This is a genomic window from Halomonas profundus, from assembly GCF_020865425.1.
GTDB lineage: Bacteria > Pseudomonadota > Gammaproteobacteria > Pseudomonadales > Halomonadaceae > Vreelandella > Vreelandella titanicae.
Window position 1 is genome coordinate 4,279,087 of the sequence record NZ_CP086344.1, and the last position, 16,018, is coordinate 4,295,104.

General features: G+C 55.9%; 15 protein-coding genes. 14 read left to right on the forward strand and 1 reads right to left on the reverse strand.

The features are described from left to right. Nucleotides 1–76: 76 nt before the first annotated feature. Complete coding sequence (locus LMS44_RS19505; protein ID WP_022521859.1) at nt 77–760, reverse strand: GntR family transcriptional regulator; 684 nt, start codon at nt 758–760, stop codon at nt 77–79. Between the two features lie 156 nt (nt 761–916). Between LMS44_RS19505 and dctP the strand changes: the two genes are divergently transcribed. The 14 genes from dctP to LMS44_RS19575 all read left to right on the forward strand — a co-directional run bounded on the left by dctP (nt 917) and on the right by LMS44_RS19575 (nt 16,016). Beyond that, nucleotides 917–1,912 (forward strand): TRAP transporter substrate-binding protein DctP, encoded by a 996-nt coding sequence (gene dctP / locus LMS44_RS19510; protein WP_009285859.1) that lies wholly within the window; start codon nt 917–919, stop codon nt 1,910–1,912. A 100-nt stretch (nt 1,913–2,012) separates the two neighbouring features. Beyond that, nucleotides 2,013–2,534, forward strand: a complete 522-nt coding sequence (locus tag LMS44_RS19515) for a TRAP transporter small permease subunit (RefSeq protein WP_022521857.1) — start codon at nt 2,013–2,015, stop codon at nt 2,532–2,534. A gap of 2 nt (nt 2,535–2,536) precedes the next feature. After that, nucleotides 2,537–3,871 carry a TRAP transporter large permease gene (locus LMS44_RS19520; RefSeq protein WP_009285860.1) on the forward strand — a complete coding sequence of 445 codons (1,335 nt, stop codon included), beginning with the start codon at nt 2,537–2,539 and terminating at the stop codon, nt 3,869–3,871. A gap of 11 nt (nt 3,872–3,882) precedes the next feature. Further along, nucleotides 3,883–5,274 carry a malonyl-CoA decarboxylase gene (locus tag LMS44_RS19525; protein WP_022521856.1) on the forward strand — a complete coding sequence of 464 codons (1,392 nt, stop codon included), beginning with the start codon at nt 3,883–3,885 and terminating at the stop codon, nt 5,272–5,274. Continuing rightward, nucleotides 5,271–6,809 (forward strand): malonate--CoA ligase, encoded by a 1,539-nt coding sequence (locus LMS44_RS19530; RefSeq protein WP_138799352.1) that lies wholly within the window; start codon nt 5,271–5,273, stop codon nt 6,807–6,809. The genes LMS44_RS19525 and LMS44_RS19530 overlap by 4 nt, the downstream gene beginning before the upstream one ends. Nucleotides 6,810–6,967: 158 nt before the next feature. Then, nucleotides 6,968–7,426: a DUF2170 family protein gene (locus tag LMS44_RS19535; protein ID WP_249362064.1), complete on the forward strand. Its 459-nt coding sequence runs from the start codon at nt 6,968–6,970 to the stop codon at nt 7,424–7,426. Nucleotides 7,427–7,533: 107 nt separating this feature from the next. Further along, the gene (locus tag LMS44_RS19540; protein WP_009285863.1) at nt 7,534–8,229 is read left to right on the forward strand and encodes a PspA/IM30 family protein; all 696 of its coding nucleotides are present in this window, start codon (nt 7,534–7,536) and stop codon (nt 8,227–8,229) included. Nucleotides 8,230–8,274: 45 nt separating this feature from the next. Next, nucleotides 8,275–8,997 carry a DUF2491 family protein gene (locus LMS44_RS19545; protein WP_022521853.1) on the forward strand — a complete coding sequence of 241 codons (723 nt, stop codon included), beginning with the start codon at nt 8,275–8,277 and terminating at the stop codon, nt 8,995–8,997. A 43-nt stretch (nt 8,998–9,040) separates the two neighbouring features. Further along, nucleotides 9,041–9,454: a DUF350 domain-containing protein gene (locus LMS44_RS19550; protein ID WP_022521852.1), complete on the forward strand. Its 414-nt coding sequence runs from the start codon at nt 9,041–9,043 to the stop codon at nt 9,452–9,454. Nucleotides 9,455–9,477: 23 nt separating this feature from the next. After that, nucleotides 9,478–10,101: a DUF1190 domain-containing protein gene (locus LMS44_RS19555; RefSeq protein ID WP_022521851.1), complete on the forward strand. Its 624-nt coding sequence runs from the start codon at nt 9,478–9,480 to the stop codon at nt 10,099–10,101. Between the two features lie 19 nt (nt 10,102–10,120). After that, nucleotides 10,121–11,287: a glutathionylspermidine synthase family protein gene (locus LMS44_RS19560; protein WP_022521850.1), complete on the forward strand. Its 1,167-nt coding sequence runs from the start codon at nt 10,121–10,123 to the stop codon at nt 11,285–11,287. Nucleotides 11,288–11,454: 167 nt separating this feature from the next. Then, nucleotides 11,455–13,497, forward strand: coding sequence for a methyl-accepting chemotaxis protein (locus LMS44_RS19565; RefSeq protein ID WP_039857278.1), 2,043 nt, complete (start codon nt 11,455–11,457; stop codon nt 13,495–13,497). Nucleotides 13,498–13,509: 12 nt separating this feature from the next. Further along, a complete protein-coding gene (gene cheB, locus LMS44_RS19570) occupies nt 13,510–14,577 on the forward strand; it encodes a chemotaxis-specific protein-glutamate methyltransferase CheB (RefSeq protein ID WP_022521848.1) in 1,068 nt (355 codons plus the stop codon). Next, entirely contained in the window at nt 14,574–16,016 is a 1,443-nt protein-coding gene (locus LMS44_RS19575; protein WP_138799349.1) for a CheR family methyltransferase, read from the forward strand. The genes cheB and LMS44_RS19575 overlap by 4 nt, the downstream gene beginning before the upstream one ends. Nucleotides 16,017–16,018 lie beyond the last annotated feature (2 nt).

The window sequence follows — 16,018 nt, forward strand, 5'->3', positions numbered from 1 at the left end:
AACGGCACACAGATAAAAGTTGGCTAGCCCTTCCGCAAGCAGGAGAGCTACTGCCGAGGCTGGTTAGCAACCCAAATCAGCCCGTTCTCTCTAACGGTGACTCCATCCTGCGTACGCTGGAAACGAAATCGCTAAAGCGCTCGCCTTGAATCAATACATGGTCGCTCAGTGCTTGCTGGGCCGCCACAGAGTCACCCCGCTCAATAGCCTCGACGATGGTTTGGTGCTCGCTAAGGGAATTATTGACCCGCTGGCGCACTTGGAGCTGCAGGCGCCGGTAAGGCTTTAAACGTTGTTTAAGTTGGCGCGCTTCGCTGGCCAAAAAAGTGTTGTGGCTAGCGGTGTAGATACAGTCGTGAAAGCCTTCGTTTTCGTAGTAATACTCGTCGCTGTCGCCGGCCAGGGCCGCTGCTTCGCAGCGCTGATGCGCTTCGCGTAACGCGGCCAGCTCTGATTCGGTAATCCGGCGCGCCGCCAAGCGGCCACACATGCCTTCAAGCTCCGCCATCACCTCAAACATCTCGATCAGTTGATCAATCCCCACTTTCGCAACGAAGGTGCCCTTCTTCGGGGAAACGGTGACCAAGCCGCTGGCGACCAACTGTTGAAAGGCTTCGCGCACAGGCGTTCGCGAAACCTGAAACTCGCGCCCCAAGGCCTCTGGATCCAGGCGCTCTCCCGGTAAACGGCGGCCATTGATGATGTCATCCTCAAGAGAATCTCTTAATCGCTGAGCATTGGATCGCTTGGTGCCGGTCATCTTTTACCTCCTTGGATCGCGGCTCGTCTTAGCCGTTTTAATGCTGTCATACAGTTGACATTAGCATACATAGCGCCTATTGATATATATATCAGCTCGACTGATAGATACATATAGCCCATCCAAACACACAACAACAACTGTTGGAGACGCCTCATGCAACGCTATTTGATCTCAACTGCTGCCGCTCTCGGTCTCGCCATTGCCGCTTCCCACGCCTCTGCCGATACCGTGCTACGCGCGTCGCATCAATTCCCCGGGGGGCAGGGAGATGTTCGCGACGAAATGGTGCAAATGATGGCCCGCAAAGTAGCCGATGCGGATGTAGGGCTGACCATAGAAGTTTATCCGGGCCAATCGCTGTTCAAAGCGCGTGAACAGTGGGGCGCTATCGCTCGTGGTCGCCTCGATATCACCTCTCTACCGCTGGACTACGCCAGTGGTCGGCATCCGGAATTTTCAGCTACGCTGATGCCGGGCTTAGTGCGTAATCAGGCCCATGCCCAACGTCTGAATGACTCTGAATATATGGACATGATTAAAGAAGTCATTCGCGAAGGCGGCGCTCGAGTACTTGCAGATGCCTGGTTATCCGGTGGCTTTGCATCTAGCGAACAGTGCGTCACCTCCCCGGATACCGTCGAGGGCCAAAATTTCCGTGCTGCAGGACCTGCGTTTGAACAAATGCTTGAGGCCGCTGGCGCCTCCATTGCCTCCATGCCCTCTTCCGAGGTGTATACCGCCATGCAAACAGGTGTGCTGGATGCCGCCAATACCTCGTCGATGTCGTTTATCTCTTTCCGGCTTTATGAACAGGTTGAATGCTTGACCGAGCCGGGTGACTTCGCGCTCTGGTACATGTACGAACCCATTCTTATTTCTGAGCAGGTATGGCAAGAGCTTAACGAGGAACAGCAAGCAGCGCTGATAGAAGCCGGTGAAGCCGCAGAAGCCTTCTTTGCTGAAGAGGCCGCCGCCATTGATCAAGAAATGGTCGATCTTTACGAGGAGAACGGCGTTGAGGTGGTCAGCATGAGCGAAGACGACTACAACGCCTGGCTCGATATCGCCAAGGAAACCTCCTACAAAAACTTTGCCGACAATGTTCCCAATGGCCAGGCCATTATCGATGCAGCGCTGGCCGTCGAGTAAGCAACCTATAAACGCCTAACGGCTCGGCTGCCCTTCGGGGTGGCCGTTTTCAACTGATGCTTGCTTAGCTTGGCGAAATAACCAGCTTGACGAGGGAAATATGGCACCTGCAACGACTCACAATGCCCTGACGCGTGGGGGCATCATCGGCGGCTACATTCGCGTCATGGATAAGCTTTCGCGGCTTTCCGCCTATTTAGCCTGCGCCATGTTTATCGCTGGCGTATTAGTGATTTGCCAGATGGTATTTATTCGTTACTTGCTTGGAATGAGCACCAGTTGGCAGACCGAATTCACCATCTTTTCAGTAACGGCAGCGATGTTGATGGGTAGCCCTTATGTACTGATGACCGGCGGGCACGTGGCTATCACTATTGTGCCCGATGCGCTGGGTGGTATTACCCGCACCATCATGCGTTTGATCGCTTCGCTGTTTGGATTAGGTTTCTGTGCCGCCCTGGCGTATGCCAGCTGGGTCTATGTTTTTGAGGCACTTCACGGTGAGTGGACGACGGGTTCCGTCTGGAATCCACCGCTGTGGCCCGCCCTGCTGCCCATGGCCGTCGGCGCTACCCTGCTGTCGCTGCAGTATGTGGCTGAAATTTTGCGTGGGGAGAACTAAGCATGGATCCCATTACCTTAGGCATTATTGTCGCCATCGCGCTGATTGCGCTGATGGCCATTGGCACCCCTATCGCTTTCGCCCTGGGCGGTGTATCGCTGCTGGCGCTGATCTACGACCGCGGCCTTGCTGAGCTCACCTACTTCGGGGAAACCTTTTTTGACCGCATCGCCGAGTTTGGTTTTGTCGCCATTCCGATGTTTATTCTGATGGGCGCCGCGGTGGCCTCCTCCCCCACCGGGCGCGATCTGTATCGCTCGCTGGATCTATGGATGGGCAAGCTGCCCGGCGGCTTGGCGGTTTCCAATATCGGCGCCTGCTCTATCTTTGCTGCGCTCTCGGGATCGTCACCAGCCACCTGTGCGGCAATTGGTAAAATGGGCATTCCCGAAATGCGCATGCGCGGCTACCCGGATGGCGTGGCGGCGGGCTGTATTGCCGCGGGTGGCACCCTGGGCATCCTGATTCCGCCGTCGGTCACCATGATTATCTACGGCATCTCCACCGAGACCTCTATTGGTCGACTGTTTATTGCCGGGGTGGTGCCAGGCTTTATGCTTGCAGGCCTGTTTATGATCTGGACGATGATCGCCTGCAAGATGGCCGGTGGCTATAACAACCCGATGGCGGAGTCCGTCGAACGGCTAAAGCAGAACGTTAAGCAGAATGTTGATACCAACCTGAAAGCGCTAGTGCGTGTTCTGCCTTTCCTGGGCGTGGTCGCGGGTATCCTGTTTGCCTTGTACGGTGGGGTGGCAACACCGTCAGAGGCGGCGGGTGTGGGTGCATTTCTGTGTTTGGCGCTGGCTATTTTGATCTACCGCATGTGGCAGTTGGGCCCGATAAAACTGATTATGCGCGACTCGCTGCGCGAAAGCGTGATGATCATGCTGGTGATCGCCACCGCCGAAGTGTTCGCCTATGCGCTCTCCTCGATGTTTATCACCCAAACCGTCGCCGCCGCGATTGCTGATCTGGAGATCAACCGCTGGGCGCTGATGGGGGTGATTAACCTCTTTCTGCTGGTGGCGGGTTTCTTCCTGCCCCCCGTGGCCGTGATCGTGATGACCGCGCCCATTCTGTTACCTATCATCCTGGCGGCTAATTTCGACCCCTACTGGTTTGCGGTGATTTTAACCATCAACCTGGAGATAGGTCTGATCACACCGCCAGTGGGTCTCAATTTGTTCATTATTAAAGGTATCGCACCGGATATTTCGCTGCGCGACATTCTGATGGGAAGCTTGCCCTACGCGCTATGTATGGTGCTGGGTATCTTGCTGCTGTGTCTCTTCCCAGGCATCGCGCTTTGGCTACCTAACTTGATCATGGGTTAAGGAGTTCGACCATGAACATGCTGTTTTTGCAGGAGCTGTTCAACAACATCACTCAGCGCGATGCACTGTTGCGGCGCCGCCATCCCGAGACTTTAACGCCCGACCATGGGCAGTTGGTTAACGCCTGCCACAAGCTGTTGGAAAGCGATGGCGAAGCCTCCAGCATCGCGCTGGCAAGCCGCGCCTTGGCGATTTATCAGCGCCTTTCGGCAGCTGAAAAAAGCAGCTTTTTTGCCCGCCTAATGGCTGACTTTGCGGCTGAACCTGGCCCCATTGACGCGGCCTACCTGGCATATCAAGAGGTTCGCGACAACCAATCGCTACAGCGCCTGTTTGAAGCCTGCGAGCCCCGGCGCCAAGAGCTTTTTCGGCGTTTAAACCTGGCCAGCGACGGCACCTATGAGCTGGTTAAAATGCGTGAAGACCTGCTGGGGCTACTACGCGAACAGCCGGAATTAGCGCCCATCGACGACGATTTCGCCCATCTGTTCGGCTCCTGGTTCAACCGCGGCTTTTTGATGCTCAAGCGCATTGACTGGAACACTCCCGCTTCGATTCTAGAGAAGATCATCCGCTACGAAGCGGTACACGAAATACAGGATTGGGATGATCTGCGCCGGCGCCTGGATGCCCGCGATCGCCGCTGTTTCGCCTTCTTCCACCCCGCCATTGGCGACGAGCCGCTGATCTTTGTGGAAGTGGCCCTCCACAAGGGCTTGCCAAGCCGTATACAGCCCATCTTATCGGGGGAAAGTTCTGGAGAGGGTTCTGGAGAGAGTCGTCATACTAAAAAAGCCATCGATGAGCCCGAGGATGCCGATACTGCGGCGTTCTTTGGTATCAGCAACTGCCAGACCGGCCTGCGCGGCATCTCCTTCGGTAATTTTTTGATCAAGCAGGTGGTGCAAGAGCTCTCCCAGGAGCTGCCGCAGCTTAAATACTTCGTCACCCTCTCGCCGGTACCTGGCTTCGCCCAGTGGCTGCAGGAGCAGCGTGAGGATGAGCAGCTTCCCTCGTCGCTGCGTAAATCACTCAAAGGGCTTGAAACCCCAGGATGGCATCAGGACAAAGCGCTTGAAGAGCAGCTTAAAGCCGCGATTCGCCCACTGGCCGCCCGTTACTTGGTCGAAGAGAAGAACCGCCACGGCCTGCCGCTCAACCCGGTGGCCCGCTTTCACCTCGGCAACGGCGCTGAACTCCACCGTATTAATTGGTTGGGCGATATCTCCGAGAAGGGCTTTAAACAAGCCGCTGGACTGATGGTTAACTATCTGTATGTGCTGGACGATATCGAGCGCAATCACGAAAACTATACCGCCAAGGCGACCGTTGCTTGCTCGAATGAGGTGCGCGACCTCGCCAAACGCGCTCGCAAGCTGGCCAAAGGAGAGACCACCAAATGAGCCACAACCTATTTGAAACCTTTGCTGCCAAAATGCGCGAGCGCGCAGAGGCCGATTTTATTACTACCCGCGATGGCCGCCGCTATCGCTACACCGATGCGCTGACCATCAGTGCGCAGCTTGCCGGCGCACTAACCGAGCTAGGCGTTAAGCAAGGCGACCGCGTTGCCGTGCAGGTGGATAAAAGTCCTGAGGCGATACTGCTTTACCTGGCCTGCCTGCGCATCGGCGGCGTCTATTTGCCCCTCAATACGGGCTATACCGGCGATGAGATTCGCTACTTTTTAAATGACGCCGAGCCCGCGCTGTTCGTTTGTCGCCCCAAGATAGAAGAGCAAGCACTGTCGCTTGCTGCTGAAACCGGCTGTCCCGCGGTGGTCACCCTGGGCAGCGCCGCCGATGGTAGCCTGATGGAAACCGCCCAAGCGGCAGTACCAAGAGAAGACATCGTGGCACTTGGCGAACGCGACCTGGCCGCGATTCTCTATACCTCAGGCACCACTGGGCGCTCCAAAGGCGCCATGCTAACGCACAAAAACCTCGCCTCTAACGCCAAGACCCTGGCCAGAGCGTGGCACTTCAGCGCTGATGACCGGCTGATTCATGCGCTGCCGATCTTCCACACCCACGGCTTATTCGTCGCCTGCAACGTCACTTTGATGGCGGGCGCCAGCATGCTCTTCCTGCCTAAGTTCGATGCCGATGTCATTTTTGAAGAGTTGCCCCGTGGCACTGTGATGATGGGCGTTCCTACCTTCTATACGCGCTTGGTTCAGGACGAACGACTGACCCCAGAAGCTACCGCCAACATGCGGCTGTTCGTTTCCGGCTCCGCTCCGCTCACCGCAGAGACCCACGAGGCATTTGAAGCCAAAACGGGGCATGCGATTCTTGAGCGCTACGGCATGACTGAAACCAATATGAACCTCTCCAACCCCTATGACGGTGCCCGCCGAGCAGGCACTGTGGGCATGCCACTACCCGGTGTGGAGATGCGCATTACCAACCGAGAAACTGGCGCGGAGGTGCCGTTTGGTGAGATTGGCATGCTGCAGATTCGCGGCCCGAATGTCTTTATCGGCTACTGGCGAATGCCCGAAAAGACCCGCGAAGAGCTGTTAGACGACGGCTTTTTCATTACCGGCGATCTCGCCATGGTCGACGAGCAGGGCTATGTGCATATTGTTGGTCGTGACAAGGATCTGGTGATTTCCGGCGGCTACAACGTTTACCCCAAAGAGGTGGAGCAGGTGATCGACGAGCTTGATCAAGTCGCCGAATCCGCAGTGATCGGTCTACCGCACCCTGACTTTGGCGAGGGCGTTACCGCAGTGGTGGTTCGCCAGCAAGGCGCTGATCTTGGAGAAAACCAGCTTGAAGAGGAGAAAGTAATCACCCATTTAGATGGGCGACTAGCTAAGTATAAGCAGCCCAAGCGGGTCTTCTTTGTCGATGAACTGCCGCGCAATACGATGGGCAAAGTACAGAAAAATGAACTGCGCAAGCGGTTCAACGACACCTACCAAACCCCTTAGTCGCCATTCCTAAGCGTTACCCACCCCTAAATGTTTGCCCCAACTCTTTCACCTGACACGATAAGGGAAAGAGGCGGGGCGTTTTTTTGCGAAAAGGAACCATTTTCTCTACTAAATGTTAAGGTAAGGTCACTTAACAAACGATGGAGCAGATTGCCTTGACTACGCCTACCGTTACCAACGGCATCACCGCCACCGAGCTATATAAGTTAGTCAGTCAGCCAGCGCACAACAGCGCTGGAGATGCGCCCCTTGAGTGGCCTGAGGGCACTATCAGCCTGGATGAGACGAATCAGACCCTGATCTGGGAGCTTAACGATTACGGCAACTTGCCGATTACCCTGTCGCACAGCGAAAATGAGTGGGTCGCCATGGCACCTATCGTTGCCGTGGAGAGCGTTAAAAACACCGCTGAGCTCAACGAAGTACTGCTGCGCCAAGGCATTGCGTTACCGCTGGCCTCCGTGGGGATTGTCGAGATCGACGGTCACGACTTTTATGTGGCTTACGGACAGCTGTTTGGCGACTCAAAGCTTGAATCGATTTGTGCCGAGCTACACGCCACAGCCAGCGCGGCCATGGACGTCGCCGAACTGATTCAAACGCACTTTGCCTAAGCCTAACAGGGGTTATCGAAAACAGAGTTAATCGGTCATCGCCACTGACATGCACACTGAAACAGTGGCGCTTTATTTAAAGATATTCTTAAAGAAGAGACACTTATATGTTAAGCAAAATTATGACTGCCCTGCGTGGCAAAGCGAATGAAACCGGTCAAGCCGTGGTGGATTCCCAAGCACTGCGCATTTTAGACCAGGAAATCCGCGACTCGGAAAATCACCTGAGCCAATCTAAAACCGAACTCACCCGCCTGATGGGCCAGCGCCAGCTAAACAGCAATAAAGCTGACGCCCTGGAAAGCAAAATCGCCGAACTGGAAAAAAGCGCTGAGGCCGCGCTGGATAAAGGTGAAGAAGCGCTAGCCGTGGAAGTGGCTGAACGCATGGTGGCGCTGCAGGATGACCTGGAAGCGGAGCGCGCTATTGTCAGCGAGTACGACGCCAGCATCGAAAAACTACGCGGCGCGATTCGCGGCACCGACAATCAGCTTCGCCAACTCAAGCAGCAGGTGAGCGTCGTTAAGGCGACTGAGTCAGCACAAAAAGCCCAATCTGCCGTTGCGGCTCGCCACTCAGGCCAGAACAGCGCCATGAGCAGCGCCATGGAGTCACTGGAGCGCATCAAAGAGCGCCAGCAGCTTAATTCAGCGCAAATGCAAGCCGCTGACGACATGGCCGCAGAAGAGAGCGGCAGCTCGCTGGAAGCCCGCCTGAAAGCAGCCGGGGTGGGTGGCCAGAATCGCAAAGCAGACGACGTGTTAGCGCGCCTGAAAGCGAAGAAAAACGCCGCACAGGAATAAGCGTTAAGAGCAAATCAGCGTTTAAATTTATTAGGGAGCCAGGCCATGTTTAACACCCTCAAGGCACTTTTTCGCGCTACGACGGAGAAGCCACCCGAGCCTAACGAAGGCCGCCCGGTGGCCGCTGGCCTGCCTATGAGTATCAGCCAGGAAGACCTTGAGGGCCTACGCCTGGATGGGCGCGTCAATATTAAGCTGATCGGCCTGCGCGCCCACCCCGATGCACTGTTTCGCTGGAACGACGATGCCTACCATCATATAGCTGCCGTGGGGCACGTCGATCTTGGTCAAGGAGCGCACTTGGTGCGCTTCTATCTGGATAACGACACCTGGCTGCAGGCCAATATTGAGAACGGTCAGGTGCTTGAATATAAGCTGTTCGACTTTTACCGTGTTGCCCATCTCTCGGATGCCGAATTTGATAATTTGATAAACGGTGAAGATAAACAGCCCGACAGCATCGGCGCCCAAACCATCGCGCTCACCTCAACCACTGAGGAGGCGCGCAGTTGCACCTATCAGCGAGTGTGGGGGAATGGTGACAGCCTGTGGTCGCCGCCGGTGGTTTTCGAAGAGCAGGTAATGACCACCGAGAGCGTGTCGGCGCGCCATGTGACCCACCATGCCATGCTCTATGAGCGTACCATCGAAGGCGCTGAGCGTATGGAGTACTTACTGCTGAGCGCAGAAAGCGATGGCGAAGGCAGCTTTATGGTGGTGCACAACGTGGGGGTAGATGTGGCCTCCGTCGATATCGACGCTGTTTGACCCGCAAGTCTATTTTTAAGCTACTGAAAAGGAAGCAACCACCATGGTGAATTACCTCTACGGCCTGCCATCATTTATCGCCTATCTAGTCACGGCGATTATCCTGCTCGCCGCCTTTATGTACTGCTACAGCCGGATTACCCCGCACCACGAGTGGACGCTGATTCGCGAAGGTAATGCGGCCGCTGCTTCTGCCTATGGCGGCTCCATTTTAGGCTTCACCATTCCGCTGTACAGCGCGATGGCAAACTCCATTAGCTTCATCGATTTTGTGCTCTGGGGCATTGTCGCCTTTATCGTTCAGCTGGCCACCTTCTTTGGCGTTAAGTTGTTTCTGCGCAAGCAGGGCGAAAGCCTGTCTCAGCACATTACCGAAGGCCACCAGGCCTACGGCATTTTAATGGCCAGCGTGGCCGTGGCAGTCGGCTTACTCAACGCCGCTTCGATGACTTGGTAACGACGTGGTAAAGGAGAGCCTGCATGTCAAAACACGATAGTACCCCTCATTTGCCGCGCCGCAAGCGCAGCGGGCGCTTGTCACTGGCAATGATGGGCGCCAGCGCCTTTGGTCTTACCGCCTGTGGCCAACCGCCCCAGGAAGAGCAAATCACCGATATAGAGTTCGACCAGCCGCGCAGCTTTCAAAGCGTTGAGGATTGTGTTGCAGAGAATGTCTATACCCGTAGCGCCTGTGAAGATGCTTACGAAGCCTCATTAAAAGAGGTGCCGCGCTATAGCACCCTAGAGGAGTGCGAAGCGGAGAATGGTGAAGGCGCTTGTACCGCTCCGACCGAAGAGCAGTCTCAAGCGGCTACGGGTAACACCGGCGGCAGCTGGTTCATGCCTGCCATGATGGGTTATATGGTCGGCAGCATGATGTCCAACACCAATCGTGGACGCTCCTTCGAGCGGGTGTATCAGGAGCCGGTGTACCGCAATCGCCAGAACCAGGGCAACTGGAACACGGCCTCTAGCCAGGCGACTCAGCGCGTCACTCAGCGTAACGATGCCATGCGTAGCTCAGTGGCTCAGAACCGCCAAGCCGCGTCTCAGCGCCGAGGCTTTGGCTCACGCTCTTCTGCCCGCGGCGGCTGGGGCTCATAACCCCCAGGCAAACATTACTATGCTGCGAATCGATATCCCTGAAAGGAAAGAGTGGAAAGCCCTGGCCCACGAGCTGGGCTTTCATTTTCATACCATCGACGGGGAGCCTTACTGGAAAGAGGATGCCTACTACCAGTTCAGCCTAGAGCAGGTAGAGCGAGATATCGAAGCGCCTACCGAGGAAGTGCATGAAATGTGCATGGAGCTGGTGGACAAGGTTTGCCACTCCAATGCGCTTATGCAGCGTCTGGCTTTGCCTGAACACATGTGGGACAGCATCCACAACTCCTGGAAGTCGGGTCAGCCGCACCTCTACGGGCGGATGGATTTTGCCTATTCAGGCGATGGTCCGGCGAAACTGCTGGAACTCAACTACGACACCCCTACCTCACTCTACGAAGCAGGCTTCTTTCAGTGGGTGTGGCTTGAGCAAGCTATCCAACAAGGCATCCTGCCGCGCCATGCGGATCAATACAACTCGATTCAAGAGCGCTTGATCAATGCTATGGCGCACCTTGGCGATCGCATTGAAGCGCGTACGCTCTACTTCTCCTGTATCAAAGATAATGCCGAAGAGCGCGCCACCGTGCATTATTTACAAGACGTGGCGGTGCAGGCAGGCCTCAATGCGCCCTTTATCTTCACCGAAGATATTGGTCTACGCCCAGGGACGGAACACTTTGTTGACCTTGATGACCAGCCTATCCACGCCCTGTTCAAACTCTACCCCTGGGAAGAGATGGCCGACGATGCGTTTGGCGAATATATCCCGCAGCTAAACACCCACTGGTTTGAGCCGCCCTGGAAAGCCATTCTCTCCAACAAGGGGATTCTGCCCCTTTTATGGGAGCACTTTAAGGGCCACCCCAATCTGTTACCGGCGTTTTTTGAGGATGCCAATAGCCCACCACTGCCTGCGGGCTGGGTGCGTAAACCGTTCTTCTCCCGGGAAGGCAGCAATGTGGAGCTAATCACTCCAACTGGCCAGCGGGAGGCCGTGGACGGCCCCTATACCGACAGCCCATGGATTCGGCAGGCTTACCACCCGATGCCGCGCTTTGGTAATAACCACGCCTTAATTGGCAGTTGGGTAGTGGGCGACCGTGCCTGCGGCATGGGCATTCGTGAAGACGTTGGTCGCATCACCAAAGACTCCTCCTGCTTTGTGCCCCACGCGATCGTGTAAGCGCAAGTACCAAAATACACTTATTACAGGCTAGCCAGTCCTCACAAAAAAAGCTGAAATCGTTGCCACTACCCTAAGTAGAATGGTAAGTATCACTCTACTTCTAACCCTGAGCGCTATTGAGCAGCGCCGTTAGGGCCACCGTTTACTTTGGAGCAACGGCGAACATGATGGCGCGCTGGAAATCCCTACCTTTACGGCTTCGTCTATTTCTCTCTTTTGGGACAGTCTTAGCATTCGCGATGCTTTTGGCGCTCTATCTTCAAGCACGTTCACACAGCCAAGCGCGGCTGGATAACCTGCTTAATCAAGAGCTACCGGCACAGGTCAAAGGGCTGGCAGCGCATATAAACCTCAGCCTTAGCCAGGATCTTGCCATTTCCGAAAGCTTGGCCAATAGCTACTTTATTGAGCAGTGGGTTCGCGAAGGCCTACCGGAAGAGCGACAAAACGACATTGCGGCGTATCTAGCGCGTCTTATGGAGCAGTTAGACACCGAGCTGCTGTTTATCGCCGCTCAACACCAGGGTCGGGGCTACTATTTCCAACTGCGCAACGGTGAATTTCTGCAGCGCATTATCCAGCCCCCCGGCAGCGAAGATGACTGGTACTACCACTTTACTGACAGCGACAACGCTTACGAGCTAAATTTAGATAGCGACACCTTCTCACCCGACGATGCCTTTGTGTACGTCAATTATCGCAGCACGGTAAATGCCGCCAACGGTCGACCGCTGGTCGTGGCCGGTGCGGGGCTTGATCTCTCCCAAATGGCCAGTTTGATTGATGACTTTCGCTTAGGCGGTAGCGGACACGCCTCGCTGCTCAGCGCCGAGGGTGAGCTGCTTGTTCGCAGCGGCGAAGCCAATCGTAGTGATGAATCAGCTCCTACTGTCGCAACAGCCACCGAGGCCTTACCAGAGCAAGCGTCGCAGCGTTTGCTGCAAAACGAGCAGCTACAGGTGCATGAAGCGACCCGTGACGGTCAAGAAGTGTTGGTCAGCACGATCTGGCTCCCCGAGCTGCAGCGCTACCTAATGGTGGAAGTCGATAAAAAGGCGTACCTGGCGTCCACCCACGAGCGCTTCCTGGAGTCCAGCGGTATAGGGCTGCTCATTCTGCTCGTTGGGCTGCTGGTACTCTACCCGCTGACTGGCAGCCTCATCCGCCCGCTGATTGATTTCCAGCGCCAGTTGAAAGACATCACCTACAGCCTGGATCTTTCGCGGCGGGTCAGCACCGATGACAAAGCCGAACTTGGCGACTTAGCCAACCAAACCAACGAGCTCCTTGAGCGCCTCTCCCGCGCTATTGCGGCAGTGGCCAAAAACGCTCAGGCACTAACGCAAGTCGCTGACCGGCTGGCGAAAACCGCCGGGCTTTCCGGTGTGCACGGTAGCGATATCGATCATGAAGCAAGCCAAACCATGGCCGCAGCGGTCGAGGAAATGGCCTCTTCGGTAGCGGAAATAACTTCCACCATGGAAGAACTCTCTACCTCATCAACCCAAATTGCCGATCACTCTCAGTCGGTGGTCGACGTTGCCAATCAGACGCTGGAGCGCAGCCGGAAAGGCAGTTCGGCCATGCAGCTGCTACAGTCAAAAATGCAGGATATCCGTAGCGACAGCGAACAGAGCCTGACAGAGATCATGACGCTGGGGGCGAAATCCAAACAGATCAACAAGGTTATGGAGCTGATCAACACCCTGGCCGCTCAGACCAAGCTGATCGCTTTTAATGCCGCCTTGGAAGCTTCAAGCGCAGGGGAATCGGGCCGCCGCTTTTCGGTTGTCGCCAGTGAGATACGCCGCTTGGCTGACAGCGTGACCGACTCAACCCAAGAGATTGAAGCGCATACCGATGATATTCAGACGGCGATTAATCGCTTGGTGGTGGCCTCTGAAAAAGGTGCCTCCTCAATCGAGCAGGGCGTTGAGGCAAGCATGAGTACCGCCCAGGATCTGGAGGCGCTGCTCAAGGCGGCGAGTCAAACCAGCAGCGCGGCCCAGCAGATATCGCTCTCCACACAGCAGCAAAAAACCGCCAGCAGCCAGGTGGTGATGGCGCTACGCGATATCGATACGGCCAGTTCTCGCAACGCACACTCAGTGCGCAGTATTACCGATATTAGCCAGGACATGATCCATATGTCGGCTGAGCTTAACGCGCTGGTGCAGGAGTTCACCCTAACAAATAAAAATCGCTGATAAGGATACCGGATGAGTGTAATTCGGGTAGTCATTGCCGACGACAGCCAAGTAGCCCGCGACGTGCTACGCGATATCCTCAGCCGGGACGATGATATTGAGATCGTGGGGGAAGCCACTAATGGTCGCGAAGCGGTGGAACTGGCCAAGCGCCTTGCGCCGCAGCTGATCACCATGGATCTCAACATGCCGGTGATGGACGGCTTGTCCGCGATCGAAGAGATCATGTACAGCAAAGGAGTGCCCATTCTGGTAGTCAGCGACCGCTCCGATGCGCAAACGGCTTATCAAGCCCTTGAGGTAGGCGCGTTGGAGGTCATGCCTAAACCCACTCTGGAAGGAGCCGATGCCGAACGCTTGCTGGAGCGTGTACGCCTGCTTTCCGGCGTGGCGGTCATCACTCGTCTACGTCGACGCGGCTTAGCACCCACCCCCTCTCCTCCAATAGCGACATTTGCTGTAACACCACGGGGGGTGCCGCGTAACTTCCAGCACGTGGTCGCGATCGCCTGCTCAACCGGTGGCCCGCAAGCCTTAGTGCGGGTGCTGCGGAGGCTACCCAGCGGGTTTCCAGCCCCCATTGTGATCGCCCAGCACATCAGTCATGGATTTATTGATGGCATGGCGCAATGGCTGGCATCCCTTTGCACTATGCCGGTTAGCGTGGGTCAAGAGGGCGAACGGCTACGCCCTGGGCATATTTACCTATCACCTTCCGAGCGTGATTTATGCGTATCCTCCCGCCACCGCTTCCAGCTTCAACCCAGTCCTGAATGCTCCCTGTACCACCCCAGTTGCGATGTGCTGCTGCAAAGTGTCGCGGCGGTCTACGGCAGCGATGCGATTGGTATTATTTTGACCGGCATGGGCCGCGATGGAGTGAATGGCATGCGGGCGATACATCGCGCAGGCGGAACCACTTTCGCGCAAGATGAAGCTAGCTCGGTGATTTATGGCATGAATCAGGAAGCCGTCAAAGCAGGCGTCATACAGTATGAATTACCGCTCGATAGCCTTCCGGATCGACTGCTACGCGATGTCCATGGCTGCATGGATAGCCGACCGGAGCCTCTGGCATGAGTGCGTTTGCTCCCTTCAAAGCTCTGGTGCATCAACGCTGCGGTTTACACCTAGATGGCTTGGCCGAAGCCCGGCTATTCCGAGCAGTAGCCAGCTTACAGGCCTCCACGGGGCTAACCGACATCACTCAGCTCCTCAAGCAATTAAGCTGTGACACGGCGCTATTCGATCAATTTGTCAGCCAGTTAACGGTCAACGAAACCTATTTTTTTCGCGAACCTGACGCCCTGGACTGGCTGGTCAACACCTATTTACCGCAACGCCTAACAACAGAGCAGCCGCCGCTCTCTATCTTCAGCGCGGGCTGCTCTTCCGGTGAAGAGCCCTATAGCGTAGCGATGATGCTATTTGAGTGCTTTGGCGAGCGGGCCAAAGCACTGTTTACTATTACCGGCGGCGACCTGGATCACCAAGTCCTCGCCAAGGCACGCCAGGCAGTTTATGGCGGCATGGCGTTTCGCGCCCTCTCCCCCGCCTTCAAAAAGCGTTACTTCAGCCCCCACAAGGGGCGTTACAAGCTTCACGAACCGCTGCGCCAATGGGTAACCTTTCGGCCGTTTAACCTGTTAAACGCCAACGAAGACAGCCCCGTCGGCCCCTTTGATGTAATTCTGTTTCGCAATGTCTCGATCTACTTTGACCAGCAGACGCGGCGCCATATCCATCAGCAACTTAGCCAGTTGCTGGCCCCCAATGGCATTTTACTCTGCGGCGTCACCGAAACCCTGGGTAACGATCTCGGCGTGTTTGAATTGACCGAAGCTCAGGGCGTATTTTACTTTCGCCATGTAGAGCAACCCGCGATAGTGCCAGAGACGCCCCTTCAGCCCTCATTACTTGCGATGGACAACATGGCTGAAGACAGTATTACTGAAGACAGTCTTAGCGTTGCTGAGAGCGCAAATAAACAGCTAGCGTTAGACAACTGCACTGACGTGGCACCCCAGGCGCCACGTCAGCATGCAACGGAAAAAGAGCCAACGGACAGCATTAGCCACCAACTGCACACCGCCCATCGGTTGCTCAACCAAAATGCGTTTGACGACGCCGCTACGCTGCTTGAGGCGCTACTTGAGCAACAGCCGTGGTCGATCGATGCGCTGGTGCTGGCCGGGTTGGTCGCCCGCTGGCAGCAGCGGCCCCAGCTCGCCTACGAGCATTTTAAGCGGGCCATTTACGCTGCCCCGGAGTGTTGGCCGGCCCATTTCTATTTAGCTGAACTTTATCGCCAAGGTGAACTGGCCGACAAGCCATTACAGCGCAAGCAGCGCTATGCTGCGGTGGTTCGTTTGCTGACCACCGCGCCCACCTCTGATGGAGGGCTAGACACCATCACCCCACCACTACCGCCAGGCGATGCGCGCTTTCTAGCCGAACGTTATTTAGACGCGGTGAACCTAACACTGGCATCAACCAGTACCACCCAGGGAGTGGGTTAATT